The organism is Anaerotignum lactatifermentans, from assembly GCF_016902535.1.
GTDB classification, from domain to species: Bacteria; Bacillota; Clostridia; order Lachnospirales; family Anaerotignaceae; genus Anaerotignum; species Anaerotignum lactatifermentans_A.
On the sequence record NZ_JACSNY010000004.1, the window covers coordinates 1 to 26,567 of the forward strand.

Genomic DNA, 26,567 nt, shown 5'->3' on the forward strand with positions numbered 1-26,567 from the left:
CCGTAATCGACGCTATGATTAACATGGCAAACGCAATGCTGGACAGAGACTTCTATGCGGATGGTCTGACACTGGACGATCTGGGCATTGGCCATATGACAAAAGAAGAGCTGCTGGACTACCTGAACAATGGTGTGTATAAGGCATAAGCGGCGCCGAACGGATCTTCACATACTTTAGACAATCAGAAAGACATTCAAAATAACCTCCAGAATATCCGCCTCTATCTTGGGGCGGATATTTTTTTGCGGCTTTCTTCTTGACAAGGAGCGAAGGCGCTTTATATAATACATGCAGTAAAAAACAATTCTGATTTCAGATCGATTCTTTTTCCGCAGCATTTTCTCATATTCTTTCCCGGAAAGAAAACTTCCCATTTTTTGACTGTAAAAGCAAAGAAAGTTCAGAACTCAGGCCAATGGTAAGGGTCTGTATTTCTGTGCGCTGATATTAGAAAAACCATAGAAGAAAAGGAGTTTTTGTCATGCCGATTGGAGTATTGGTCAATGGAGGCTCCGTCGTATTGGGCGGCATCCTCGGCTGTGTTTTAGGAAAAAAACTGAATCAGGAATTTCAGGAAAAATTGCAGATGGTTTTTGCTGTCTGTTCTATGGCGATGGGGATTACCACCATTGTATTGATGCAGAATATGCCGGCTGTGGTGCTTGCTATGATTCTGGGGACGGTTCTGGGTCATTTCTGCCGTCTGGATCACGGGATTCATAAGGCGGCAGGCGGGATGCAAAAGGCGGTATTTGGCATCGTAGGCTCCGGCAGAAAGTCCTCGCCGGAGGAAATGGACATCCTTTTGACGGTGATTGTGCTTTTTTGCGCATCCGGAACGGGGATCTACGGTTCCATTATTTCCGGTATGACTGGGGATCATAGCATCCTGATGGCAAAATCAGTGCTGGATCTTTTTACGGCGGCGATCTTTGCGTGCAGTCTGGGACTGGCGGTTTCTTTGATTGCTGTTCCCCAAATGGTGCTGTTTCTGCTGCTGTTTTTCTGTGCCGGAATCATTTATCCTCTTTGCTCACCGGAAATGATCGCGGATTTCAAGGCTTGCGGCGGCTGTATTATGCTGGCGACAGGCTTCCGTATGGTACGGCTGAAAATGTTCCCTGTGGCGGATATGATCCCCGCAATGATTCTGGTAATGCCTGTCAGCTGGATCTGGATGACCTATATTTTGCCATTAGTCAGTTGACTGAAAGGATATTCAAAATCATATTAAAATTTTGTAAAAAAATACATCTGAAAAAGGAGGGGTTCCTTTTCCGGATGTATTTTTTATACATAAAAACAGAGTCGCTCTATTTTCGGGCGGCTCTTTTTTCATAGAGAGACTTAATATTTTTTTATATATCCATGGCACTTTTCTATGTTTGCCTTTGGGAAAAGATAGAAAGGGCAAAGTAGGGGGGAATTATAAGATTTTTCTGATGGAAGATAAAAAAAATCTATTGTCAGTGCGGATTTTAATAATTGGTTTTTTTTAAATGCCTAAGCTATAATCAATTCAGTCAAAAAATGTTGAAAAATGAAAAAGAATATGTGGATTTTGTACACGGTATAAAGCGTATCGGGGCAGAAACGCAGTTCAAAATTTTTTTGAGTCAAGAATGTCAAGTATCAAAAAATATAAGAAAAGGAGAGAAAGAGTTATGAAATTCGAAAACATGTTTTCCCCCATTCAGATCGGTCCTATGACTGTAAAGAACCGTTTTGTGGTACCTCCTATGGGCAATAACTTTGCCAACACAGACGGCACATGGAGCGATCAGTCCGTTGCATACTATGCAGAACGCGCGAAAGGCCAGTTTGGTCTGATTACCATTGAGGCGACTGTTGTGCATGAAGGCGCAAAGGGCGGCCCCAGAAAACCCTGTCTGTACAATGACAACAGCATCGAAAGCCTGAGAAAAATCTGTGACGCAGTTCACGCGGAAGGCGCAAAGGTATCCATCCAGCTGCAGAACGCTGGTCCAGAAGGCAACGCGAAAAACGCAGGCGCTCCCATCACAGCAGCTTCTCCCATTCAGGCAGCAGAAGCAAAGGATATCCCTGTGGAAGTTCCCACAGAAAAAGTATATGAACTGGTAAAAGGCTATGGCGCAGCAGCAGAACGCGCTATGAAAGCCGGTGTAGACGCTGTGGAAATCCACATGGCACACGGTTATCTGGTAAACACATTCATGTCTCCCAGATCCAACAAACGTATCGATGAATTCGGCGGTAGCTTTGAAAACAGAATGAGATTCTCCCGTCTGATTATCGAAGAAGTAAAAGCAAAAACAGAAGGCAAGGTTGCTGTTCTGGTTCGTATTAACAGCACAGAAGATATGTTCGGCGGTCTGGATAACCACGACATGTGCGCAGTAGCTTCTTATCTGGAAAGCTGCGGTATCGACGGTCTGCACGTTTCCAGAGCGGTACATCTGAAAGATGAATACATGTGGGCTCCTACCGGTATCCACGGCGGTTTCTCCGCAGAACTGGTAGAAAACATCAAAAAATGCGTATCCGTTCCCGTAATTACCGTAGGTCGTTACACAGAGCCGCAGTTCGCAGAACTGATGGTAAAACTGGGCAGAGCTGATCTGGTTGCTTTTGGCCGTCAGTCTCTGGCAGATCCTCATATGCCTCTGAAGGCAATGGAAGACAGACTGGAAGATATGACACCTTGTATCGCTTGTCTGCAGGGCTGCGTAGCAAACATGCATGCGGGCAAACCTATCGTATGCTTGACAAATCCTCGTCTGAGCCACGAATCCGAACCCATCCAGCCTGCGGAAAAAGTGAAAAAAGTATATGTAATCGGCGGCGGTGTTTCCGGTATGTACGCTGCATATCTGGCAAAGAAGAGAGGACACGAAGTTACATTGTTTGAAGCCACAGACAAACTGGGCGGCAATATGAGACTGGCTGCATTCCCTCCCGGAAAAGGCGACATCACAAACATGATCCGCAGCTACATTGTAAAATGCGAGAAAGCTGGCGTGGACATTCGTCTGAACACAACAGTGACCGTAGAAATGCTGAAGGAAGATAAACCCGACGCAGTGATCCTGGCAACTGGTTCCGAAACACTGGTACTGCCTTTCATCAAAGGCATTTACAGCCCTGAGATCGTACACGGCATTGATTGCCTGGAAGGCAAACGTCCCGTTGGACATAAGGTACTGGTTGTCGGCGGCGGCATGGTCGGCGCGGAAACAGCAGAATTCCTGGCAGAACAGGGCCACGAAGTAGCTGTAATTGAAATGAGAGACGCCATCGGTCCTGATGTAATCCATGAACATCGTGTATTCCTGATGGAAGCTTTCGAAAAATATCATATCCAGCAGATCACAAGCGCAGCTGTTCAGGAAATCCTGCCTGACGGCGTTAAGTACAAAAACGCTGCTGATTCTTCCGACCAGACCATTTATGAAGCAAGAGGCTTCGACACAGTTGTTCTTTCCATGGGCTTCGTTTCCCGTTACACACACCGGGAAGGCCAGGAAGTGGTTTATGACTTCGCGGAAGAACTGCGCAAGATCGTGCCTGAAGTTCATGTAGTCGGCGACGCAATCAGAGCAAGACGTGCGCTGGACGCTACAAAAGAAGCATACGAAGCTGCCTGCAAATTGTAATTAAAATTCGATTTGGAGGAGCAAAAAGATGGAAAAAAGGATTAGTGGTCATACGGGACTGTATGGTCTGTTTGGTTCCCCGGTGGGACATTCCGGTTCTCCGGCCATGTATAACAAAGCCTTTGCCTACTACGGTTTGGACTTTGCCTATCTGGCCTTCGATGTAAAGGAAGAAGATATGCCCAAAGCCTTTGAAGCCATCCGGACGCTGCACATGCAGGGCGGGAATTTTACCATGCCCTGCAAGGTGGCGGCGGCCAGACTGGCGGACCACCTGACGCCGGCGGCGCAGATGGTAGGCGCGTGCAATGCCTTTGTCAATGAGGACGGCGTGATTACAGGACATGTGACCGACGGGATTGGTTTTGTGAAAAATCTGGAAAACCATGGCGTATCTGTCAGGGGGAAAAACGCCGTGATTTTCGGAGCGGGGGGTGCTGCCACCTCCATTCAGGTACAGCTTGCACTGGAGGGAGCAGGTCAGATTCACATTTTTAATCCCAAAGATAGATTTTATACCCGAGCGGAAGAACTGAAGGAGAAGCTCTCCGACGCCTGCCCCGACTGTCTGGTGACGGTAGGGGATGTGAAAGATCAGAAAGCAGTGGCACAGGCCATCGCTGACTGTGATATTGTAATCAACGGCACCATCATGGGCATGAAGCCACACGAGAACGTTTCGTTGGTAGACCCGGCCTGGTATCGAAAGGATTTGGTGGTTGCTGACACGGTGTATAATCCGGAAAAAACAAAAATGATCTTGGAAGCGAAAAAAGCCGGCTGTAAAGTTGTCGGCGGCGCAGGCATGCTGCTTCAGCAGGGAGCTGTCAACTTCAAGCTCTTTACGGGAAAAGAAATGCCTTTAGACTGAAAACAGGATCAGTGGGGAGGATAAAAATGAAAGCAAAAAATTATTTTATGTCTATCATCTGTGTATACATGTGCTATCTGACACATGGTATCCAGGCGATTATTCTGAATCAGAATAATGTTAATTTTGCAACACAGTGGGGATTTGATATGTCCAATCCCGACACGGCAGCTTATACAGCAGGTCTGGCAGCGGTAAGTACCGCAGTAGCCTGGACAGGCTTTGGTAAATTCGTCAGCGTATGGATCGGCGGCGAGATTTCTGACCGTGTGGGACGTAAGAAACTGATGATTGGCGGCGCACTGCTGTATATCCTGTGCTTTGCCGGTTTCCTGATGACAAAAAGCGCGCTGGTAGCGTCTATCTGCGGTTTTCTGTCCGGTATCGCAACATCCGGTTTCTGGGATGCAGCTGGTTATCCCGCAGTACAGGAAGCTTATCCCAAGGCTCCCGGCTCTGCTTTGATCGGTATCAAATTCTTCGTATCTTTGTCCGGTATGATCTATCCTCTGTTCGTTGTACAGATGGCAGCATCCGGCAACTGGAAAATGAACATCATTCTGCCTTTGGTAATGTCCGCAATTTGTGTAGTTCTGGCAGTGATCGCACCCTTTGCTTATGATGATAAAAAGAAAGAAGCAACAGCGGAAGATCATGGCGATCACAAGAAAAATGCGATGCAGGCAGAGATTGATGCAGCAAAAGCAGCAATGCTTGTAAAACCTAGTAAATTTGTGGTATTCTTAGTTATGTTCTATGCGTTCCTGTGCATGTCCATCATGTACGGCGCACAGCAGTATACAAAAGCATTTGGTCTGGCAGTTTGCGGCCTGACAGAAATGCAGGCGGCAGGTATGACCTCCGTTTACACCATTGGTTCTCTTTGCGCTGTTGTATTCTGGGCGTTTATGATGGCAAAGCTGAAGTGGAACCCTCTGAAAGTTGTTTTGATCGACTCTATCTTTACAGCAGTCGCTTTGCTGGGTGTACTGTTCATTCAGCAGGTTGTAATCATCTACATCGCTATTGCAATGCTGGGCTTCTTCGCCGCAGGCGGTGCTCTGCAGACAGGCCTGGCAGTAGTACAGCTCTTTAACCCCGGCCCGAAAGGCAGAAATACTGGTATCTACTACACCTTCATGGGTGCGGCAAGCTATCTGATTCCTGTGGTTGCGGCACAGCTGACAAAGATCTCCGGCGAGGAGAACGCCATCTATACTCTGATGATTATGCTGTTGGTATTTGCGATCCTGGCGATCCTGAGTTCTCTGTATCTGGCAAAACAGCATACAAAGATCTTTGGCAAGAGTGCTCTTGCAAAATAATTGTAAAAAAACATGTGCAAAAAGAAGCTTTGCTGCGGCAAAGTTTCTTTGCACATCCTGATTTTATCATTCGATGAGGAGGTTTCACGGTCTTGAGTGCCAAAATTTTAACAGACAAAAAAGAACTGCCCTACATCCCCCTTGGACCGTTCCAATGGCGAATTCCTGGCATACATTATCACTTAGAGAAAGTTGAGTTTTTTCAGGGGTTGATTTTGGGCGCTACCGCATTAAGCTCCATTCCTTATATGACTGATTGTTTGGGCCTGCCCTATGAGCTGGCCTGGAGCTGCGTAATTCTGGAGGTTTTCCTCTATATGCTGCACGGCTGGCTCGGGGACCCGGTCGTTCCCGGCTGGATTACACCGACATTGCCCTTTACACTGGTTTTTCTGGAAGGATTTGAGCAGGGCCCGGAACGAATACAGGCCCTGATCGCCGTACAGATGCTGGTAGCCATTATCTTTATTTTTATGGGTGTCACAAAACTGGCGGACCGGTTTGTCCGTTTGGTACCGGCTTCGGTAAAAGGCGGTATCCTGCTGGCGGCGCCAATTACCGTTATCCAGGGGCAGCTGGCGGAAGGCAGTCAGTTTATGATTGCACCTATATCGACACTGGTGGGTACCTTCCTGCTGGCTTTTTTGAGCTTTTCTCCCTTCTGTGACAAGAAGAGAGGCTCCATTAAAATCCTGGACATTATGGCAAAGTACGGGAATCTGTTCCCTTATCTTTTGGCTATGCTCATTGGTATTTTAATTAAAGAGCTGTCTTATCCTGAACTGGAGCTGGGCAGCATTATCCGTATCCCGGATTTTGGTGTTATGTTGGATACGGTCAGCATTTTTGCTGTTGGCGTGCCTTCTCCCGGACTGTTCCTGAAGGCGCTGCCTTTGGCCCTGATCTGCTACGTATTGGCTTTCGGTGACTTTGTTACTTCTGAGACATTGGTCAAAGAAGCACAGGAGAGCAGAAACGATGAATACATTGATTTCAACTCCAGCCGTTCTAATTTGATCAGCGGCCTGCGTAACCTGATTTTGTCCATTTTCGCGCCATTCCCGCCTCTTTCAGGCCCGTTGTGGGTGGGAATGACCGTTTCCGTAGCAATGAGATACCGGGAGGGCGAAAAGGCCATGAAATCCCTGCTGGGCGGCATGAGCTCCTTCCGTATCGCGACCTTTATCAGCGTTATCCTAGTACCGGTGGTTTCCTTCATGAAACCCATCATGGGGGTTGGCTCCGCCATTACGCTGCTGTTCCAGGCCTATGTCTGTGCCCGGATTGGTATGGAATACTGCAAATCCAATACGGATAAAAGTATTGCCGGTGTTATGGCTGCCATTCTGGCCTTCAAAGGCTCCGGATGGGCACTGCTGGCTGGCTTTGCCATGAACTTCCTGCTTTCCAATACGGATTACCAGAAGAAAAAACTGGGTATGCCTACAACAGATGAACTGGAAGAAATCGACCGGAAGCGGGACGCGGAGGTAAAGGAACTGACATTAAAAAAATCAACGGATTTATAAGAAAAATAAATCACAATGATGTGAAAAAACACAAGATCTGAAAGATCTTGTGTTTTTTTTAACTAATTCAAAGGAAATGCTGTTTTTTTCAAAATATTGATGGAAAACGCCGGCAGAAATAAATATTATCTATCAAAATAGTCAAAAACATTGATTTGATTTATGTGTTTTCTGTGGCTAAACTATAAGTAAGAAAAAACGAAACAAAATAGAAACGGAGGATTTGTAATGAAGAACAATTACCCGCACTTGTTCCAGCCCTATACCATTAGAAATATGACTGTGAAAAACCGTATTGTCATGATGCCTATGGGCAGTGACCTGGCAGGTCATAACGGGCAGATGAGTGACGAGCATATCAAGTATTATGAACAGCGTGCCAGAGGCGGCGTTGGACTGATCCTGGTGGAAAATATCTGTGTAACCTTCCCGCAGGGCTCCAATGGTGCTACCCAGCTGCGAATCGACCATGACTGTTATATTCCCAGACTGTATACTCTGGCGGAAGTTTGCCACAGACATGGTTCCTGCGTAGGTATCCAGCTGAACCATGCAGGTGCGTCCGCCATGAGCAGCCGTACAGGTATGCAGCCCGTATCCGCTTCCAATATTCCTTCTAAGGAAGGCGGCGAAATCCCCAGAAAGCTGACAAAGGTAGAATTGTTCAGTATTGCTCAGGACTATGGCGTAGCGGCGCAGCGTGCAGTAAACGCGGGCTTTGACCTGGTAGAGATCCATGCAGGTCATTCCTATCTGATCAGCCAGTTCCTGTCTCCTCTGATGAATGACCGTACAGACGAATTTGGCGGTTCCGTAGAGAACAGAGCGCGCTTCTGCCGTCTGGTCATTGATGAAGTACGAAAAGCCGTTGGCCCTAAGGTACCTATTTCCCTGCGTCTGAGTGTGGACGAGCTGGTGGAAGGCGGCAATACGCTGGAAGATTGTCTGGAATATCTGGAATACCTCAGTGATGAGGTGGATCTGTTCAATACTTCCGCCGGTCTGAACCAGAGCATCCAGTACCAGATCGATGCCAACTATCTGAAAGACGGCTGGAGATCCTATATGGCGAAGGCTGTTCGTGACAAATTCAACAAACCCACCATTGCCATGGGCAATATTCGTGATCCTAAGATTGCCGATGATATTATTGCCAGAGGCGATGCTGATTTCATCGGTCTGGGCCGTGGCCTGATTGCAGACCCCGATTGGTGTGTAAAAGCAAGATATGGTGATGTATCTGATATCCGTAAATGTATTTCCTGCAACATTGGCTGTGTAGGCAACCGTATCGGCGGCAACAAACCCATTCGCTGCTCTGTCAATCCGGATGTGGTATACGGCGAACAGTACAAGAAAACAAAAGTTACGAAGCCTTGCAGCGTAGTTGTCGTAGGCGGCGGTACAGCCGGTCTGGAAGCAGCCTGCACCGCTGCGGAAGTAGGCTGTAATGTTACTCTGCTGGAAAAGGAAGCAGAAGTAGGCGGCCTGTCTGTTCAGATTTCCAAGATTCCCGCGAAAACAAGACTGGGCGATTTCCCCAGATATCTGAAACATCGCGCCAGCAAGCTGGATCATCTGAATATCGTAACAGATACAGAGGCAACAGTAGAAAAAATCAGATGCTATAAGCCGGATCTGGTAATCAACGCAACTGGTTCCGTTCCTCTTTTGCCTCCCATTGAAGGTCTTCATGAAAACCTGAATAACCCCAACGCAAAAGTATATTCCATCAAGGATATGATTGAGAATCTGGGTCATTATCCTGAAGATCTGACTGGAAAGAAGGTCGCTGTGGTAGGCGGCGGCGCCGTAGGTCTGGACGTTATGGAATTCTTCGCGCCCAGAGGTGCGGAAGTGACAATCATCGAAATGATGGGTGTCATTGGCAATGGTTTGGATGCCTCCACGTCTTCCAGCATGAATGAGTGTATGAACAAGCATCATGTACGTAAAATGGTTCATACTGCTCTGACTAAGGTCAACGCGGATTCCTTTGAGGTAAAATATGGCGAAACAGAAGAAACCATTCCCTTTGACTATGGCTTTGTCTGCCTGGGCATGAAGGCTTATGCGTCTATTTGGGATGAAATCCAGCAGGCATTTGACGGCGAGGACGTAGAAGTGCTGAACATCGGCGATTCCGTTCGCGCCAGAAGAATCATTGACGGTGTAGACGCCGGGCGTCATCTGGTGCTGAGCACACTGGATCGGCTGGGCTTCCGTTAAGAATAAACTCCTGTAAAAACTCTGTGAAAAAATAGTGGAAAATCATAAAGGCTTTCCTTGGCTGTCCTCCCGACAGATCATAAAAATATAGTTTAAACAAGGAAACAAAAAAACAACAGATGCGGAACCTTCCCCAGGGAAACGCATCTGTTGTTTTTTTCTGTTATAAAACTGCCTTCATATTGTATCCTGCATACAATATGGAGGCGTAGAGTGTGAAAATTATGTTTTTTTCGGGAAAATTCACCATAAATCTTTTTTTTTAATCAATAAATTTCTTACATTACCAGGTGTTTTTGCCCATTTTTTGCCCGTTTACTTTGGATAGTTTTCCAGGACAAATTTCCGGAAATCCTGCACCACAGGAGACAGGTATTTATTCTTTAAAGTGGCCATATGGAAACTGCGTTCCCAGGAAGGGGAGGAGATCTGAATGATTTTTACATTCAAACGCAGCAGCTGTTCCATGTAAGGCACAACGGCGATACCAAAGCCTTTGGACACCAGACCGGCAATAACCTCATCCTCCTCAACTTCATAGGCGATGATAGGCTTTTTGTCAATCTTGCGGAAAAGCTTGTCAATAATGGAACGAAGGCCGGAGCCCTTGGTGAAATAAACCTGAGGATAGGGCAGTGTTTCCTCCAGATTGATGCTGTGGCGGTTGGAAAGAGGGTGATTTCTGGGGACGATCAGTACCAGATCCTGCTTTTCTACAGGAACAAAGTCGACTTCTGTCTCTTCATCAAACTTGGTGCAGAAGACCATATCGTATTTTTCCTGCTTCAGACCCTCCAAAAGACCGCTGGTAATGCCGGTATAGAACTCAAACTGTATGGATTTATTGGGTTTTGTTGCCAGAAAAGCGGCGGCTACCTCCGGCACAAAGGCGGTGCCCAATGTACGCAGAAAGCCCAGTTTGATGACGCCTTCGCCCAGGGAAACCTTCTGCATTGTGGCAACACCGTCATCCAGTATGGCCAGGGAACGCTGCACATAATCCAGGAACTGACGGCCTTCCTTAGTCAGAACAGAGGAACGGGACTGACGGTCAAAGAGGTTGACTCCCAGTTCCGACTCCAGCTGAGAAATGGCATGGCTCAGGCTGGGCTGGGTAATGCAAAGCTTTTCGGAAGCCTTGCGGAAGTGCTGCATTTCTGCAAGGACCACAAAATAGCGCAGATGACATAGATTCATTTTCTCACACCTTTCAGACTTTCCCAAAGATTTCTTTTTTCCAGTATACTATACAAGATAAAAATTGTCTATTAAAAGACAAAAACAATCAATTAGTATTTATCAAAAAAACGGCGTATACTGAGGGAGCAAAAGGGGAAATCGGCTTGACCGGAAGAAAGAAATCTACCTATGAGGGGGGAAAGAAATGGAACAACAGCATGATGCACTGGAGCAGATGCGGGAAACCATCGCACAGTGTGACGCCGCCATTACAGAGGCGCTGAAAACAAGAATGGCCTGTATCGAACAGATCATCCAATACAAAAGGGAAAACGGTGTGCCGATCCTACAGCCGGAACAGGAAAAGAAACAGCTGGATGTAGTGAAGCACAGTACAAAGGATTCCGTATTCCGTCACGAGATTATCCATATCTTTGAGGGGATTATCGAAAACAGCAAGCGAATTCAGGCAAAGACGCTGTTTGAGAAAAATATTCTGCTCATTGGCTTTATGGGTGCCGGAAAAACAACAGTTTCCGCCTGCCTGGGCAATCTTCTGGCCATGGAGGTCATGGAGATGGATGCTTATATCCAGAAAAAAGAAGGCATGTCTATCAAGGACATCTTTGCTGTTCACGGCGAGGAATACTTCCGTAACTGCGAAAGCAATACACTGATCTCTCTGCAGGAGAGAAGACACGTTGTGGTTTCCTGCGGCGGCGGGGTGCCCCTGAGAGAAAAAAATGTCGAACTGATGAAGAAAAGCGGTTATGTTGTATGGCTGACCGCAACACCGGAAGCCATCTTTGACAGAGTCAAGGACAGCACGGAACGTCCGCTGCTCAATGGCAATATGCGGGTAGACTTCATTCAGGATCTGATGGAAAGCCGCAGAGAAAAATATGAAGCGGCTGCGGACATCAAGATCGATACGACAAACAAAGACATTGTTGAGATCTGCGAGGAATTGCTGCAGAAGCTTTCCGCGCTGGAAAAGAATAAACATTAAGCAGATATAAGGAGGAAAAAATTATGTCTAAACAGTTCCCTATCACCGTAAGTTCCTGGACACTGGGCGATCAGTGCACATTCGAGGAAAGAGTAAAGGCTGCCAAAGAAGCTGGCTTCGAAGGTATCGGCCTGCGTGCGGAAACTTATGTAGACGCTTTGAACGAAGGCCTGTATGATGAAGACATTCTGGCAATCCTGAGAAAATACGATATGAAGGTAACAGAAGTAGAATACATCGTACAGTGGGCTGACGACGTTCGTTCCTATGAACAGAAATACAAAGAACAGATGTGCTTCCATATGTGCGCTCTGTTCGGCGTAAACCACATCAACTGCGGTCTGATGGAAAACTACTCCGTAGAACATACAGCACAGAAACTGAAAGAACTGTGCCACAGAGCAGGCAAATACACCATCGGTGTAGAACCCATGCCTTACAGCGGTCTGCCCGATATCAAAAAAGCATGGGCAGTTGTAAAAGAAAGCGGCTGCGACAACGCAAAACTGATCCTGGATACATGGCACTGGGTAAGAGCAAACCAGCCTAACGACATCAGTCTGCTGGAAGGTATCCCCGCAGAAAAGATCGTTTCCATCCAGATCAACGACGTACACGACAGAGCTTATGCAAAATCTATCCTGCGTGACGAATCCATGCACGACAGACTGGCACCCGGCACAGGCTATGGCGATACAGCTGGCTTCTGCCGTATGCTGAAAGAAAAAGGCGTAGAACCCAAGGCTCTGGGTGTAGAAGTAATCAGCGACGCAATCCTGGCAAAAGGTGTTGCGGAAGCAGCAAAATACAACTTCGAAAACACAGTAAAGGTTCTGGAAGCAGCTTGGCCCGAAGCTCTGCCTGAAAAATAAGAGGAGGCGGCTCTCGTGATCATGTTGATTGCAAAAAACACGGTGAAACAGGGAAAGCAGCAGGAATTTGTTGCGCTGGCAAAGGAAATGATCGCCAAAACAAGACAGGAAGCCGGATGCGTATATTATGATCTGGTTTCCGACCAGAACGACGATCAGATCTACTACTTTATCGAGAACTATGCGGATGAAGCGGCAGTAGCGGCACATCGCGCGTCGGAATATTTCCAGACCATCGTGCCCCAACTGGCGGAGCTGCGCGTAAAGCCCTCCGAGGTCAGCACCTGCACCGTAGTAGAATAAAAAAAGATTACATAAGGAGGTCATCACATCATGGAAAGAAGAATTAGCGGCAGAACAGGTATGTTTTGTTTGATCGGTACACCCGTAGGCCATTCCGGCTCTCCGGCAATGTATAACTACAGCTTCCAGAACAAGGGTCTGGACTATGCTTACCTGGCATACGATATCCCTCTGGAAAAAACAGAAGAAGCAGTTCAGGCGCTGCGTGTGCTGGGTTGCAAGGGCTTTAATGTAACAATGCCCTGCAAAACAAAGGTAGCAGAACTGGTTGACGAGCTGTCCGACGCAGCAAAACTGATCGGTGCCTGCAACACAGTTGTTGTGAAAGATGGAAAACTTTACGGCAACAATACAGATGGTATGGGCTTCGTTAGAAACCTGAAAGAAAACGGCGTAGACGTAAAAGGCAAAAAAATGACCATTATGGGTGCCGGCGGCGCTGCGACCGCTGTACAGGTACAGTCCGCTCTGGACGGTGCTGTAAAGATTTCCATTTTCAATAGAGATGACGAATTCTACGCAAACGCAGAACGCACAAAAGCAAAAATCAAAGAAATGCTGCCTGAATGCGATGTAAACGTATACCACCTGGAAGACACAGAGAAACTGTACGCTGAAATCAAAGACAGCGATATCCTGGTAAACGCTACAAAAGTAGGGATGAAGCCTCTGGATGAACAGTCTCTGGTAGAGGACAAATCCGTATTCCGTCCCGACCTGGTAGTTGCAGACGTTGTTTACAATCCTAAGGAAACAAAATTTGTGAAAGAAGCAAAAGAAGCTGGCTGCAAAGTAGCTGTTGGCGGCATCGGCATGCTGCTGTGGCAGGGTGCGGCTGCATTCAAGCTGTTCACAGGCGAAGATATGCCCACAGACGAAGTTTATGAGCTGTTCTTCAAATAATTTGTAAATGCTTTACTATGCCTTGTTAAATTGATTATGATTACCCTCGAAACCGGCTGTCATAGAGATATGACCGCCGGTTTTTTTGTAAAATGTTGCCTGCGCAACGCATTTTGGACAAAATCTATGGTATCCTGAATGCAGAGGTGATTGCAAATGAGAAGAAAAGACAGAGAAATGGATCAGCAGTTTGCTTATGGGGTATTGGACCGGGCACCCTACGCCACCATCAGCATGGTCCGTCCGGATGGCTCCGCCTATGGAATTCCCATTTCTATTGTGCGGGAAGAGGATCATTTTTATTTTCATTCCGCTATGGAAGGAGAAAAAATCGACAGCCTGGTGGCCCGGCCGGAGATCTGTGTCAGCGCTGTCAGCCGATGCCGTCCTGTCAAGGATCGTTTTACCATGGAATACGAATCGGCGGTGATTTTTGGAAAAGCGGTTATGGTAGAAGATGATGAGGAAAAGGTCCATGGCCTCCGTCTGCTGTGCCAGAGATTTTGTCCGGAAAATATGGCGGAATTTGATGTATCTATTGCCCGCAGTCTGAAACGGACGGCAGTGATCCGTGTGGATATTTCCTCGGTAACGGGAAAACGGAAGAAATACGACAAAGAGGGCAAGGAAATGAAATGGGGCAGAATGGAGTAACGAAATCACCTGACAGATGATTTTTCAGCACGGCATAGGGGAAGGAGGGACGTCAATGGAGCGGATGGAACGAATCGGAACATATCCGTTATTTCAAAATATTAAAGCGGAAGGGTTGGAGGAGATGCTTCAATGCGTCCATGTGCGATACAGGAGCTTCCCCAAAGACAGTTTTTTGGCTCTGGCAGAGGAGGAGATCCACTATGTGGGTGTTATCTGCAAGGGCAGTGTGCGTATGGTTCGGGAGGATGATTGGGGGAATCAGATCCTGCTGGTACATATGGGAGAGGGAGAACTTTTTGGGGAAACCTTCGTGTGCAGTGCTTCCTTTGCGTCCAAAGTCTCTTTTGTGACAGCGGAGGAAACGGAGATTTTGTTTTTGGATTATGACAGGGTCATGCATACCTGTTCTCTTACCTGCCGTCATCATCATCGGCTCATAGAGAATATGCTTCGCTGTATTGCCGAGAAGAATATACAGCTTATGGAAAAGATTGAGGTGATCTCCCAGAGAAGCCTGCGGGACAAGCTGATGACCTATCTGTCTTTAGAGTCGCAGCGACAGGGCAGGTCTGTCTTTTCTGTGCCGCTGAGCCGGGTGGAAATGGCCGAATATTTATGTGCCGACCGCAGCGCGGTGTCCAGAGAGCTTGCCAGTATGCAGGCGGACGGTCTGATTTCCTTTGAAAAAAATATCTTCTGCATTCTGGGAAAAGAAAATGGGAACAGGGACAGAAAGCGCCGGTGAGAGAGAGGAAGATTGTGGCAGTGAACGCGAATCAGAAAGAAGGAAAAAGATCATGAAGGATAAGGAACGAATGATTGAGGAATTGACAGAACGTATGATGCGCTTCGATCAGGGGGACAGCAAGCAGATCCAGCATTTTTTGAAGGTACATCGTCTGGCTGCCATAATCTGTGAAAAAGAAGGCATCGACGAAAAGACAAGGTTTCTGACGGAGTGTGCCGCATTGGTCCATGATATCGGGATACTTCCGGCAAGAAAGCGTTATGGCTGCTCCAGCGGGAGGCTGCAGGAACTGGAAGGCCCCGCCTATGCCCGTAAGATGCTGAAAGAAATGGGATTGGCGGCGGAGATGGTCGATAGGATCTGTTATCTGGTGGCTCATCACCATACCTATGACCAGATGCAGGGCATAGATTATCATATTCTGGTGGAGGCAGATTTTCTGGTGAATTTTTACGAAGATGAGATGGATGTCAGCCTTCGGGAAAAGATGGTAGCGGATTACTTCTATACGGCGGCGGGACGGGAACTGTATCGCTGGATGTACGCGCCGGAGAGCTAAAAAAATGATGTTGAATAAGGGTACAAGAGGAGATGGTTTTCTTTTTGGAAGGAAAATCTACTATAATGTAGAAGGAAGGACAGCATAGCCATGCTGTCTTTTTCTGCTTTTCTCAAAAAGACAGTTCAGATCGGTGTAAATCCCTTGCGTGTCAAATTTTGCGGCGTTATAATCAATAGTATGAAAAAAAGCAGTTTCAAAAGATAAAGGGGTTGGAAGTAATGAGGCGATATTATCGGCCTGCCGCATTAGGTATGGCCGCTGTTCTTTCTGTGGGCATTTTTACGGCGGAGGCTAACGCGCAGGAACCGCTGTCGGAGCCATGGAGCCAGGAAATGCCGGCGGAAGCAGACAGTGTAGGTACAATGACTTTGGAGGAAGTGACGGTTCTGGCGCAGGGCCAGGAAACCGAAGTGCTTTCCTTGGATACGGAAGCAGAGACGGCGGAAGCGCCCGCACCGGAGCAGAGCGAGTCTGCCGCGGCGGACAGAGATGCTGCCACCGGCGGGGAACTGTTTTCTGACGTAAGTCAAAGCAACTGGTATTACGGCGGTGTCAGCTATGTCATGAATAAGGGCCTGATGACAGGCATGGGAGACGGCACCTTTGGGCCCTATGTGAATATGACCCGAGCGCAGTTTCTGGTGGTGCTGTATCGTATGGAAGGCTCCCCGAAAACAGACCTTTCCGCGTCTGTTTTGAATATACCGGAAACGCTGTCCTACGCACCAGCAGTTTATTGGGCGGATCAGGCAGGAATTCTAAAGAAGCATCCGCAGATTGTGAATGGATTGGAAATGGCAATCAGCCGGGAAGAGATGGTATCTCTTTTTTATGAATACATCCAGAGCAAAGGGATTGCGGTGGAAGAACGGGCGGATCTGGCGGCATTTCCAGACAGCGGAAGCGTATCGGCCGCAGCCAGCGAAGCCATGAGCTGGGCGGTTGCCGTGGGACTCGTCAGCGGAGATGGGGCGGAGAAGCTGCTTTTGCCGGCAAAAGGCACTAGCAGGGCTACCTGTGCGGTCATGATCTCCAGACTTTGTGAGAAATATTTTCTGGGAGAATTTGCCAATATTCCCATCTATGCGCAGGCGGGGCATATTTCCTTTGAGACTGGCAATGAGAATACCGGGAAATTTGCGATTCTGATTTCCGAGATTGAGGCTAGTGCCAGCATCAAAAAAGTGGAAGCGGCGGTGTGGTGCAGCGGCGATCGAAGTGATCTGGCCTTGTATACCGCGGAAAAACGGGATGGACAGTATGTGGTGCAGGGCGATGTGACAAACCACAGATATCATTTCGGGCTCTATCAGACACAGATTTATGTAACGCTGACCAATGGTTTGCGGATTCCGGCCGGAACGCAGCAGGCCAATATACAGGGCAGCGAGGCCCAGGTGCGTCTGGGCAGACAGCTGGATCAGGTTTACAGGGAGGCAGGACGCAATCTGTATGCCTGCTATCGCTGGGTAGCGGAGCATGTGACCTACAAGACGCTGCCGATTCCGCTGGAACCGCCGGCAGGATATACGGCGGATCAGTGGTATGCACTGCAGGCCTTCGAAAATCGGGAAGGAAACTGCTTCTGTTATGCGGCGGCATTTTATCAGCTGGCAAAAGGTCTTGGATATGATGCGAAATTCGTAGAAGGAAAGGTTGCCATGGCACGGGGCGGCTACGACCCCCATGGATGGGTGGAAATCACCATAAACGGCGCAACCTATATCTGTGACCCGGATATGCAGTATGAGGCGCCCAGCCATAATTTCTATATGCAGCCCATCCATAGTCCTGTTATTAAATATGTTTGGTAGGAGGACGCTATGGTTTTTAGTTCACTGACGTTTTTATGTGTTTTTCTGCCGCTGGTGCTGGCGTTGTACTATGCACTGCCCTCTCTGCGGCTGAGAAATATGCTGCTGATTCTGGTCAGTCTCCTGTTTTATGCCTATGGCGAGCCAGTGTATGTGCTTTTGATGATTGCCAGTATTCTGTTAAACTATGTTTTTGGCAGAACAATGGACACAGAACAGGAAGGAAGACGGAGGATCATCCTGATACTGGCTGTTGTGGTCAATCTGGGGCTGCTGGCGGTCTTTAAATATACGGACATGTTTTTGCAGACAGTTTCTCAGCTCAGCGGGAAGAAGATCCAGCCGGTGGGATTAGCGCTGCCTATTGGGATTTCTTTTTTCACGTTCCAGGCGCTGTCTTATGTGATTGATGTGTATCGAAAAGAGGTAGAGCCGCAGAAGAATCTTTGGAATGTGATGCTCTACATCTCCTTTTTCCCGCAGCTGATTGCCGGACCCATTGTGAAGTATCACGATATTCAGGAACAGATTTCTCATCGGGAAACGGACAGCCGGCAGATTGCTCAGGGGCTGCGGCGTTTTCTGGCGGGACTGTCCAAAAAGGTACTGATTTCCAATACCATGGCGGTAACGGCAGACGCTCTTTTTGCGGCGGCGCCGGGAGAAATCTGCGCTTTGTCGGCATGGCTGGCGGCCATCAGCTATCTGCTCCAGATCTATTTTGATTTCAGTGGATACAGCGATATGGCCATTGGTCTGGGGCGGATGTTTGGGTTCCGATTTTTGGAAAATTTCCGCTACCCCTATGTTTCTGCCAGCATACAGGAATTCTGGAGAAGATGGCATATTTCCCTTTCCACATGGTTCAAGGAATATCTTTATATCCCTTTGGGCGGCAGCAGAAAAGGAACGCTGCGGACCTGTATCAATAAATTGATTGTGTTTTTCTGTACCGGACTGTGGCACGGCGCCAACTGGACCTTTGTCCTCTGGGGATTGTGGCACGGCACCTTTCTTCTTCTGGAGCAGGTGCTGCCGGTGAAAAAACTGCCAAAGACGCTGGCCCATATTTACGTACTGCTGGTGGTCTGTGTGGGATTTGTTATGTTCCGGGCGGATACCTTCCATCAGGGGATCTTCATGATCGGCAGTATGTTTGCTGGATGGGAATTTACGTCTTTGCAGCAGGCAGTGTTCTGGGAACAGCTTTCACCGCTGTATTTGGCAACGCTGGTGCTTGCGGTCGTTGGCAGTACACCCTGGCTGCCTAAGGCGGCAGGGCGTCTTCTGAAAACGGAACAATGGCGCAGACCGGCGGAATATTTCGGCTATGGAAGCAGTTTTCTGCTTTTGCTTTTGTGTATGCTGAGTCTGTCCAGCGGGACATACAATCCATTTATTTATTTTAGATTTTAGGGGCTGTGAAGATGAAACATAAAAAATATATTTGCTATCTCATCGTTGTCTGGGCAGTCCTGATCTTTCCTTTTGCGGGCATGGCCTTCTGGCCCAGCAACGAAACAACGGAAAATACGGAACTGGCCTCCTGGCCGGAACTGAAAACGGAAGAAGGCTGGAATAAGGAATATATGAGCCAGATGGGCGCTTATTTCGAGGACCATTTTGCCCTCCGGCAGTATTGGGTGACGGCCAATGCCCTGCTGCGGAGCACGCTGTTTTATACCAGCGCCACGGATCAGGTGGTGCTGGGTTCAGAGGACTGGCTCTATTACAGCGGCACGCTGGACGATTATCTGGGAAAAAATCTGTTTTCCGAACGGGAGAAGTTTGCGCTCCTCCATAATTTAAAGCTGATTCAGGAGTATGTAGAGGGACAGGGCAGTCAGTTTATTTTGATGGTCCCGCCCAATAAAAACAGCTTGTATGATGAGCATATGCCCTCCCATTATCAGAAGGCGGATGTCAGTAACCTGTGGGAGCTGACGGAAGCGTTGAAGGAAGAAGAGATTGGGTATGTGGATCTTCTGGAGGAATTTTCAAAGACGGAGGAAACCCTTTATTTCCAAAGAGATTCCCATTGGAACAGCAAAGGCGCGCTGCTGGCTTACTGTACGCTCATGGAGCAGACGGGACGAAACTTTGAGACCTATCGGAATGTGCCCTATGACCTGAAAAAAGAGCACAGCGGAGACCTGGACGAAATGCTTTTTCCCAAGGCAGTACAGATGGAAGAGGATTTCGTCTATGATTATGGCTGGAATTATCGTTATATCAATGAAGTGAAGGACAATATGGATTCCTGGATCGAAACGGTCAATCCACAAAAGGACGGTACAATTCTCATGTATCGGGATTCCTTTGGAGAAAGCCTGCTGCCTTTTGTGGCGGAGGCTTATGGCAGGGCTTATTTTTCCAGGCTGGTGCCCTATAATCTGTTACAGATAGGGCAGTATGGGCCGGATACGGTGGTCATTGAGAAAGTAGAGCGGAATCTGGACGATTTTATTCAACAGGCCCCCATTATGACATATCCCCAGAGGGAAAACATTTCCGCCCCGGAGGCGAAGACGGATACGACGATTCTGGCTGAAAAATCCGGCTCTTTTCTGGAAGTGCAGGGGATTTTGGATGAGGACTATTTAGATACCAAAACAGAGATCTATGTTTCCGTAAGGAATGAAGCCACGATGGAAACAAAGACCTATGAAGCATTTTATACCAGTACGGAGGAAGGCGGCGGTTTTCAGCTTTATCTCAGCGGCGGCAGCCTTTGGGAAGGCGAACTGCGGCTGAGTGTCATTGCCGTGAACGGCGGACAGGCCTTTCTTACTGGAAGCACAAATATCACATGGGAAATTTAGGAGGGAATGGTATGAACATGAGAAAAGTATGGGCATGGGCCATGGCAGCGGCAGTCTGCGCCGCTTTGGCTGGATGCGGACAAACGGAAGAAACCGTGGAAGAGGAACAGTATCTGACCATCGGCGCGGCGGCGGAAGGCGCTTTCGATCTGCTGGTGAATAACGCTACAGGCCAGGATATTACAGCCTTTGCCATGAAAACAGGGGTGGAGGAAACATATCCCGCCAGCATGATGGGCAGTGAGGATGTATGGAAAAACGGCGAGACAGCCGAAGTATTCTATCTGCCGGAGGAAACAGAGGAAATGGAAATGGAAACGGAGACCGATGTGGTGTTCCAGCCTTCCTATCAGGCACAAGTCACTTTGGCGGACGGCAGTGTATATGAGCTGACCGCTTTGGGTCTGGAGGATCTGGATGGAGAAGTAAGCCTTTGTATGGAAGAGGAAGTCCTTTATGTAACATATACCAGCAAGACTTCCGGCGATACGGTTTCTACTAAGGAACAGGAAATGGCGGCGATCGCGCAGCAGAAAGCAATGGAAGAGGCAGAAGCGCAGGCAGAGAGTCAGGCGGCACAGGAACCGGCTCAATCTGCACCCGCACAGTCTGAACCGGTTCAGACAGCACCGGCGCAGCAACCGGTACAGTCTGCTCCTGTGGAACAGATCCCGGAACAGACCACGGAAGGCTGCCTGACAGAAGGCGGCGGCCCGGTATTTAATTAAAGAGAACAGAAAGATTCCCTGCCATGTGTTTTTGTGGCAGGGGATGTTTTTTGGAGCCTGAAAAGGCTCTTTTTTTTATGTTGTTTTTTGGGGGCCTGTCTTATATCAATATTTGCTTTTCGGAGAAGAAGGTTCTGGCAAATTCCAGAAAGGATTTTAATTCGGGATGCCCCGCCAGCTTTTTGTAGTAAATGCCGTAGGAAAGCCGCTCTGTATCAGCGATGGGGACATAGGAAAGGGCGGGGTCCCTGATGGCGAAATGGTCGGGGACAATAGCGGTGCCGTAGCCTGCCCGGGCCAGTGTAACAGAGGTTTCTATGGAATCACAGAGATAGATATGAGAGGAGGGGCGATTTCCCATAACCTGGTGCTGTATTTTTGCCAGTTCCCCGGGACATTTTCTGGGGTCCAGAACAACCAGGCGTTCCTGCTCCAGGGCGGAGATGGTAATTTCTTCCGGTGCCGCAGTATCCTGCTTTCGCTTGGAAACAGCAATCACAGGCAGTTTTGTCAGTTCCTTGTAGTAGATATATTCTTTCAGGCCATATTCCTGAAAGGCGATGACCGCGTCCAGACTCCCTTCCACCAGATGCTGGTAAATATGACGGAAGGGGATCACCTGAAAAACAGGATAGATCTCCGGATATTTCAGCCGCATCTGTTCCAGTACGGAGGTAAGGAGATAAACATCGTTGTAAGTATGGCAACCAATGACAAAGGGCTTCCTTTGGTCCTCAAAGGAGCCTTCCATTCTTTTTTTGGCTCGTTCCATAATATCCAGTATGGATTTTGCGTCCGGGATGAACATGAGTCCGGCCCGGGTCAGCTCTACCTTGCGGGTGGTGCGAAGAAAGAGTGTTACGTTCAGTTCTTCCTCCAGGGAGTGAATCTGCTGGGTAACCGCTGGCTGGGTCACGTTCAGATGCTGGGCCGCTTTGGCAAAGTTCAATGTTTCCGCAACAGTCAGGAAACAGGAAAGCTGCATGGAATTCATAAAATACCTCCTATATTATTGATAAGTATTACTTATTAACAATAACATATTCTGAATTCACTTACAACAAAATTCGGTTTAAGATAATCCATAGAGCCAGTGATCGTTTGTTTGCTGACGATTGGAGGCCGAACAATTTAAAGGAAAGGAAGTGGCATCATTGAAAAATGATTTTGGCATTATACTGCTGCGGCAGATCAATGGCCTTCTGGGTTTTTATCATAACCACCGTCTGGAGAAAATATCCGGACTGACCTTCTCGCAGATTTTTCTGCTTTATGAGATGTTTGATATGGCGGATCAGGAGAAAAGAGGTTTTTCTCTTTCCGCTCTGGCGGCAGAAACGGGTTTTTCAAAATCCACGGTATGCGCTACATTAAGGGCGCTGAAAGAAGCCGGGTACATTAAGATGAACGCGGACCGTATGGATCATCGGCGGAAAAAGATATTTCTTACGCAGAAGGCCGAGGCGGCCCGTGAAGAAGTAAACGACTTTGTGAAAGAGGTAAATACTTCCCTGCGGCAGGGAATCACAGATCAGGAAATGGAAGTTCTGGAGTATTCCTTACAGAAGATACTGGAGAATATCCGGATAACCAGAGCGCGCTGTCTTGATCTGGAATAAAGAAGGAAGGAGACTGACGAAAAAAATGATCCAACTGATGAAATATTTGAAAGAATATAGAAAAGACGCTGTATTGACGCCCATCCTTGTCATATTGGAAACCATGGGGGAATTGATGCTGACCGTTATCATCGGCAGATTTATTGATGAGCTTTCCAATTCCGCTACGACCATGGATACTATCTGGCACTATGGCGTACAGCTGATTATTGTGGCGGCAATCTGCTTGATTTTTGGCTCTGTCTGCGGATGGGAGTCTGTAAAAGCGGCTTCGGGGCTGTCAAAAAATCTGAGAATTGCCATGTTTGATAAAATACAGGATTTTTCCTTTACGAACATTGACCGGTTCTCTACCAACAGCCTGGTAACCCGTATGACTACGGACGTGACGAATTTACAGAACGCTTATATGATGACTTTGCGAGTAGCGGCCAAAGCACCGATTTCCATTCTCTGTGCTTTGATTATGGCCTTTGTAATCAACTGGAAGATTGCTCTGGTATATATCGTGGTGATTTTGCTGCTGTTTGTAGGGCTGTTTACGATCGCCCGCGCGACACATCCTATTTTCCAGAGAGTATTCCGTACCTATGATAAGCTCAATGGCGTTGTTCGGGAAAACCTGCACGGAATCCGGGTGGTCAAGGGATTTGTCAGAGAGGACTTTGAAAATCAGAAATTTGAAACAATTTCCGGTGAGATCAAAAAAGATTTTACCAAGGCGGAGAAGCTGATTGCCTTCAACCCCTTTATGATGCAGACAGCCATTTATGTCTGCCTGATCTTTATTTCCTGGCTGTCCGCCAAAGCTATTGTCGGCTCTGCCAGCGGTGTGGCTGTGGGCGGCATTTATATGACCACGGGCAATTTCCAGAACCTGATTACTTATTCCATGATGATTCTGATGTCTCTGATGATGCTTTCTTTGATCTATGTCATGATGATGATGTCCAGAGAATCGGTACACCGTATCAAAGAAGTGCTGGCGGAAGAATCCAACCTTCATAATCCTGAGGAGGCAGTATCCGAGATCCGGGACGGTGAGATTATTTTTGAAAATGTCGGCTTCAGCTATGCGGATGACCCGGAAAAGCTCTGTCTGTCGGAAATCAATTTACAGATCCGCTCCGGTGAGACCATTGGCATTATCGGCGGCACAGGCTCCGGCAAATCCTCACTGATCCAGCTGATCCCCAGACTGTACGATGCGACTGTGGGTAAAGTATCCGTCGGCGGCAGAGATGTGCGGGAATATGAACTGGAAGCTCTTCGTGATGCCGTTGCCGTTGTACTCCAGAAAAATGTACTGTTTTCCGGTACCATCAAAGAAAATCTCCGCTGGGGCAACGCGGACGCCACAGACGAGGAGTTGCTGGAGGTATGCAGACTGGCACAGGCAGATTCCTTCATTTCTACCTTCCCCGATGGATATGATACCTATATCGAGCAGGGCGGCACCAATGTTTCCGGCGGCCAGAAGCAGCGGCTTTGTATTGCCAGAGCACTGCTGAAACATCCAAAAGTCCTGATTCTGGACGATTCCACCAGCGCGGTGGATACAAAGACAGACGCTCTGATCCGAAGAGCCTTTCGTTCCTATCTTCCTGAGACTACGAAGATCATCATTGCGCAAAGAATCTCTTCTGTGGAGGATGCAGACAGAATCATTGTGATGGACGGCGGTAGGATTGATGCCATCGGCACCCATGAGGAACTGCTGAAATCCAACAGGATCTATCAGGAAGTATATGAATCTCAGCAAAAAGGAGGCGGTGAAGATGAGTAAGCGTTCAAATAAAGGCACCATGGGCCGTCTGTTGGAATATATTACAAAGCGGCACAAACGGGAATTTGCTGTGGTGGTTGTCTGTATCCTCATCAGTGTAATCGCGGGTATGGTAGGGAGTCTTTTTATACAGGTCATTATAGATGATTATATTTTGAAAATGGTGGAAACGGGCGCAGACCTTTTTGACGGCCTGAAAAAAGTGTTGGTTATCATGGCACTGGTCTATGTTGTAGGCGTTCTGGGTACGCTGTTTTATAACAGAATCATCGCCATTGTGGGACAGAAAGTGCTCAAAGAAATTCGTGACGATCTTTTTGAGAAAATGCAGACACTGCCCATCCGTTTTTTTGATACCCACACCCATGGGGATATCATGAGCGTATATACCAATGATACAGACACACTGCGCCAGTTTATCGCGCAGAGTTTGCCTATGATTATTTCTTCCTTGGTGACGATTGTTTTTTCCTTCTGCGTGATGGTGCATTTTAACCTGATTCTGGCGCTGATCGTTGCGGTGCTTTCCGCCCTGATGATCTTTGTGGGCAGAGTCATGGTAAAGCACAGCGGGCACTATTTCACCAGACAGCAGATTTCCATGGGGAAGGTCAACGGCTATGTGGAAGAAATCTTCGGCGGGCTGAAGGTAGTCAAGGTATTTTGTCATGAGGAAGCCACGAAGGCCCAGCTGCGGGAAATCAATGAAGAACTGTATCAAAATTCCCTGCGGGCAGGCGGCATTTCTGTTGTAATGATGCCCATTATGTCCTGCTTCGGGAATCTGCAATATCTGATTGTGGCTGTTGTTGGCGGTGCTATGGCCCTTTTTGGAGACGGTATGTTGTCTACTACCATTGGCACGCTGATTTCCTTCCTGGGATTGATTCGTCAGTTTACCTCTTCCATTACGCAGACGGCGCAGCAGATGAACAGCGTGGTTCTTGGCTTTGCCGGGGCGGGGCGTATTTTTGAGCTGATGGACCAGGAGCCGGAAACCGACGAGGGTTATGTGACTTTGGTCCGTGCCAAAGAGGAAAACGGCGTTTTGACAGAATGTGAGGACGGCGATGTATACGCGTGGAAGCATCCACATCACGACGGCACGCTGACTTATACAAAGCTGCGGGGAAATGTGGTCTTTGACCATGTGGATTTCAGCTATGACGGCAGAAAGCTGGTGCTTCATGATATTTCTCTATACGCAAAACCGGGACAGAAGATTGCGTTTGTGGGCGCTACCGGCGCAGGCAAAACGACCATTACGAATCTGATTAACCGGTTTTATGATCTGGCTGACGGCAAGATCCGTTATGACGGCATCAATATCACCAAAATCAAAAAGCCGGATCTGAGAAGATCTATGGGGATCGTTTTACAGGATGTCAATCTGTTTACAGGCACCATTATGGAAAATATCCGCTATGGCCGTCTGGATGCCACAGACGAGGAATGTATTGCGGCGGCAAAACTTTCCGGCGCCGATTCCTTTATTACCAGACTGCCCCAGGGCTATAATACGGTGATACAGGGGGACACCAACAATCTGTCCCAGGGACAGTGCCAGCTGATCTCTATTGCCAGAGCCGCTGTTGCCGATCCGCCTGTTATGATTCTGGACGAAGCCACCTCCTCCATTGATACCAGAACCGAGGCCATTGTGCAGGATGGTATGGACCGGCTGATGGACGGCAGAACTGTTTTTGTCATTGCCCATCGTTTGTCTACGGTACGAAATTCCAAGGCCATCATGGTACTGGAGCAGGGCAGGATCATTGAACGGGGCGATCATGAACAGCTGATTGCGCAAAAAGGACAGTATTATCAGCTGTATACAGGCGCCTTTGAATTGGAATAATTGACAAAAAATATGATGAGGGGCAGTTTCCTTCATTATAATGCCAGACAGTATAAAATTGCCGGAGCCCTTTTCTCCATTGGGATTCCGGCAATATTTGCATGGCTGGAAGACA

22 protein-coding genes are annotated in these 26,567 nt (G+C 47.9%); 20 read left to right on the plus strand and 2 right to left on the minus strand.

All coding sequences use genetic code 11. The features are described 5' to 3' along the window. Positions 1-484: 484 nt before the first annotated feature. The 6 genes from H9X84_RS04055 (at position 485) to H9X84_RS04080 (ending at position 9,592) form a co-directional block, all read left to right on the plus strand. Positions 485-1,210, plus strand: coding sequence for a DUF554 domain-containing protein (locus H9X84_RS04055; RefSeq protein WP_205133210.1), 726 nt, complete (start codon positions 485-487; stop codon positions 1,208-1,210). Positions 1,211-1,667: 457 nt separating this feature from the next. After that, positions 1,668-3,638 carry an FAD-dependent oxidoreductase gene (locus H9X84_RS04060; RefSeq protein ID WP_205133209.1) on the plus strand — a complete coding sequence of 657 codons (1,971 nt, stop codon included), beginning with the start codon at positions 1,668-1,670 and terminating at the stop codon, positions 3,636-3,638. Between the two features lie 28 nt (positions 3,639-3,666). Then, on the plus strand, positions 3,667-4,509 hold the full coding sequence (aroE, locus tag H9X84_RS04065; protein ID WP_205133208.1) for a shikimate dehydrogenase: 843 nt from the start codon (positions 3,667-3,669) through the stop codon (positions 4,507-4,509). Between the two features lie 26 nt (positions 4,510-4,535). Continuing rightward, the gene (locus tag H9X84_RS04070; RefSeq protein WP_205133207.1) at positions 4,536-5,834 is read left to right on the plus strand and encodes an MFS transporter; all 1,299 of its coding nucleotides are present in this window, start codon (positions 4,536-4,538) and stop codon (positions 5,832-5,834) included. Positions 5,835-5,926: 92 nt separating this feature from the next. Further along, a complete protein-coding gene (locus H9X84_RS04075) occupies positions 5,927-7,363 on the plus strand; it encodes a hypothetical protein (RefSeq protein ID WP_205133206.1) in 1,437 nt (478 codons plus the stop codon). Between the two features lie 228 nt (positions 7,364-7,591). Further along, entirely contained in the window at positions 7,592-9,592 is a 2,001-nt protein-coding gene (locus H9X84_RS04080) for an FAD-dependent oxidoreductase (RefSeq protein ID WP_205133205.1), read from the plus strand. Between the two features lie 315 nt (positions 9,593-9,907). Here H9X84_RS04080 and H9X84_RS04085 read toward each other — a convergent pair whose 3' ends face one another. After that, entirely contained in the window at positions 9,908-10,789 is an 882-nt protein-coding gene (locus H9X84_RS04085; protein ID WP_205133204.1) for a LysR family transcriptional regulator, read from the minus strand. A gap of 187 nt (positions 10,790-10,976) precedes the next feature. Here H9X84_RS04085 and H9X84_RS04090 point away from each other — a divergent pair, with 187 nt between their 5' ends. The 11 genes from H9X84_RS04090 (at position 10,977) to H9X84_RS04140 (ending at position 21,189) form a co-directional block, all read left to right on the plus strand. Continuing rightward, a complete protein-coding gene (locus H9X84_RS04090) occupies positions 10,977-11,780 on the plus strand; it encodes a shikimate kinase (RefSeq protein WP_205133203.1) in 804 nt (267 codons plus the stop codon). A 23-nt stretch (positions 11,781-11,803) separates the two neighbouring features. Beyond that, positions 11,804-12,652 carry a sugar phosphate isomerase/epimerase family protein gene (locus H9X84_RS04095; RefSeq protein WP_205133202.1) on the plus strand — a complete coding sequence of 283 codons (849 nt, stop codon included), beginning with the start codon at positions 11,804-11,806 and terminating at the stop codon, positions 12,650-12,652. A gap of 21 nt (positions 12,653-12,673) precedes the next feature. Further along, positions 12,674-12,955 (plus strand): putative quinol monooxygenase, encoded by a 282-nt coding sequence (locus H9X84_RS04100; RefSeq protein WP_205133218.1) that lies wholly within the window; start codon positions 12,674-12,676, stop codon positions 12,953-12,955. Positions 12,956-12,985: 30 nt separating this feature from the next. Then, positions 12,986-13,858, plus strand: coding sequence for a shikimate dehydrogenase (gene aroE / locus H9X84_RS04105; RefSeq protein ID WP_205133201.1), 873 nt, complete (start codon positions 12,986-12,988; stop codon positions 13,856-13,858). A 156-nt stretch (positions 13,859-14,014) separates the two neighbouring features. Beyond that, the gene (locus H9X84_RS04110) at positions 14,015-14,512 is read left to right on the plus strand and encodes a pyridoxamine 5'-phosphate oxidase family protein (protein WP_243423541.1); all 498 of its coding nucleotides are present in this window, start codon (positions 14,015-14,017) and stop codon (positions 14,510-14,512) included. A gap of 55 nt (positions 14,513-14,567) precedes the next feature. Next, positions 14,568-15,260, plus strand: a complete 693-nt coding sequence (locus H9X84_RS04115) for a Crp/Fnr family transcriptional regulator (RefSeq protein ID WP_205133200.1) — start codon at positions 14,568-14,570, stop codon at positions 15,258-15,260. A 52-nt stretch (positions 15,261-15,312) separates the two neighbouring features. Next, a complete protein-coding gene (locus H9X84_RS04120) occupies positions 15,313-15,822 on the plus strand; it encodes an HD domain-containing protein (protein WP_205133199.1) in 510 nt (169 codons plus the stop codon). 221 nt (positions 15,823-16,043) lie between these two features. Beyond that, positions 16,044-17,639 carry a GBS Bsp-like repeat-containing protein gene (locus tag H9X84_RS04125; protein ID WP_205133198.1) on the plus strand — a complete coding sequence of 532 codons (1,596 nt, stop codon included), beginning with the start codon at positions 16,044-16,046 and terminating at the stop codon, positions 17,637-17,639. Positions 17,640-17,648: 9 nt separating this feature from the next. Beyond that, a complete protein-coding gene (locus H9X84_RS04130) occupies positions 17,649-19,055 on the plus strand; it encodes an MBOAT family O-acyltransferase (protein ID WP_205133197.1) in 1,407 nt (468 codons plus the stop codon). Between the two features lie 11 nt (positions 19,056-19,066). Then, positions 19,067-20,461 (plus strand): alginate O-acetyltransferase AlgX-related protein, encoded by a 1,395-nt coding sequence (locus tag H9X84_RS04135; protein WP_205133196.1) that lies wholly within the window; start codon positions 19,067-19,069, stop codon positions 20,459-20,461. Positions 20,462-20,472: 11 nt separating this feature from the next. Next, positions 20,473-21,189 carry a hypothetical protein gene (locus tag H9X84_RS04140; protein WP_205133195.1) on the plus strand — a complete coding sequence of 239 codons (717 nt, stop codon included), beginning with the start codon at positions 20,473-20,475 and terminating at the stop codon, positions 21,187-21,189. Positions 21,190-21,289: 100 nt separating this feature from the next. Here the strand turns inward: H9X84_RS04140 and H9X84_RS04145 are convergent, their stop codons facing one another. After that, positions 21,290-22,183, minus strand: a complete 894-nt coding sequence (locus H9X84_RS04145; protein ID WP_205133194.1) for a LysR family transcriptional regulator — start codon at positions 22,181-22,183, stop codon at positions 21,290-21,292. 160 nt (positions 22,184-22,343) lie between these two features. Here H9X84_RS04145 and H9X84_RS04150 point away from each other — a divergent pair, with 160 nt between their 5' ends. The 3 genes from H9X84_RS04150 to H9X84_RS04160 are packed head-to-tail and all read left to right on the plus strand — an operon-like array spanning position 22,344 to position 26,452. Further along, positions 22,344-22,808: a MarR family winged helix-turn-helix transcriptional regulator gene (locus H9X84_RS04150; RefSeq protein ID WP_205133193.1), complete on the plus strand. Its 465-nt coding sequence runs from the start codon at positions 22,344-22,346 to the stop codon at positions 22,806-22,808. A gap of 25 nt (positions 22,809-22,833) precedes the next feature. Continuing rightward, positions 22,834-24,594 (plus strand): ABC transporter ATP-binding protein, encoded by a 1,761-nt coding sequence (locus H9X84_RS04155; protein ID WP_205133192.1) that lies wholly within the window; start codon positions 22,834-22,836, stop codon positions 24,592-24,594. Beyond that, on the plus strand, positions 24,587-26,452 hold the full coding sequence (locus tag H9X84_RS04160) for an ABC transporter ATP-binding protein (RefSeq protein ID WP_205133191.1): 1,866 nt from the start codon (positions 24,587-24,589) through the stop codon (positions 26,450-26,452). Before H9X84_RS04155 ends, H9X84_RS04160 begins: the two co-directional genes overlap by 8 nt. The last annotated feature ends 115 nt before the right edge of the window (positions 26,453-26,567 follow it).

Excerpts from the sequence above, each read along its gene's own strand:
- H9X84_RS04135 (WP_205133196.1), top strand. The coding sequence starts at position 19,067 with ATGAAACATAAAAAATATATTTGCTATCTCATCGTTGTCTGGGCAGTC.
- aroE (WP_205133208.1), top strand. The coding sequence starts at position 3,667 with ATGGAAAAAAGGATTAGTGGTCATACGGGACTGTATGGTCTGTTTGGT.
- H9X84_RS04100 (WP_205133218.1), top strand. The coding sequence starts at position 12,674 with ATGTTGATTGCAAAAAACACGGTGAAACAGGGAAAGCAGCAGGAATTT.
- H9X84_RS04130 (WP_205133197.1), top strand. The coding sequence starts at position 17,649 with ATGGTTTTTAGTTCACTGACGTTTTTATGTGTTTTTCTGCCGCTGGTG.
- H9X84_RS04060 (WP_205133209.1), top strand. The coding sequence starts at position 1,668 with ATGAAATTCGAAAACATGTTTTCCCCCATTCAGATCGGTCCTATGACT.
- H9X84_RS04145 (WP_205133194.1), bottom strand. The coding sequence starts at position 22,183 with ATGAATTCCATGCAGCTTTCCTGTTTCCTGACTGTTGCGGAAACATTG.
- H9X84_RS04085 (WP_205133204.1), bottom strand. The coding sequence starts at position 10,789 with ATGAATCTATGTCATCTGCGCTATTTTGTGGTCCTTGCAGAAATGCAG.
- H9X84_RS04140 (WP_205133195.1), top strand. The coding sequence starts at position 20,473 with ATGAACATGAGAAAAGTATGGGCATGGGCCATGGCAGCGGCAGTCTGC.
- H9X84_RS04115 (WP_205133200.1), top strand. The coding sequence starts at position 14,568 with ATGGAGCGGATGGAACGAATCGGAACATATCCGTTATTTCAAAATATT.
- H9X84_RS04095 (WP_205133202.1), top strand. The coding sequence starts at position 11,804 with ATGTCTAAACAGTTCCCTATCACCGTAAGTTCCTGGACACTGGGCGAT.
- H9X84_RS04155 (WP_205133192.1), top strand. The coding sequence starts at position 22,834 with ATGATCCAACTGATGAAATATTTGAAAGAATATAGAAAAGACGCTGTA.
- H9X84_RS04160 (WP_205133191.1), top strand. The coding sequence starts at position 24,587 with ATGAGTAAGCGTTCAAATAAAGGCACCATGGGCCGTCTGTTGGAATAT.
- H9X84_RS04070 (WP_205133207.1), top strand. The coding sequence starts at position 4,536 with ATGAAAGCAAAAAATTATTTTATGTCTATCATCTGTGTATACATGTGC.
- H9X84_RS04120 (WP_205133199.1), top strand. The coding sequence starts at position 15,313 with ATGAAGGATAAGGAACGAATGATTGAGGAATTGACAGAACGTATGATG.
- H9X84_RS04090 (WP_205133203.1), top strand. The coding sequence starts at position 10,977 with ATGGAACAACAGCATGATGCACTGGAGCAGATGCGGGAAACCATCGCA.
- H9X84_RS04055 (WP_205133210.1), top strand. The coding sequence starts at position 485 with ATGCCGATTGGAGTATTGGTCAATGGAGGCTCCGTCGTATTGGGCGGC.
- H9X84_RS04110 (WP_243423541.1), top strand. The coding sequence starts at position 14,015 with ATGAGAAGAAAAGACAGAGAAATGGATCAGCAGTTTGCTTATGGGGTA.
- aroE (WP_205133201.1), top strand. The coding sequence starts at position 12,986 with ATGGAAAGAAGAATTAGCGGCAGAACAGGTATGTTTTGTTTGATCGGT.
- H9X84_RS04125 (WP_205133198.1), top strand. The coding sequence starts at position 16,044 with ATGAGGCGATATTATCGGCCTGCCGCATTAGGTATGGCCGCTGTTCTT.
- H9X84_RS04080 (WP_205133205.1), top strand. The coding sequence starts at position 7,592 with ATGAAGAACAATTACCCGCACTTGTTCCAGCCCTATACCATTAGAAAT.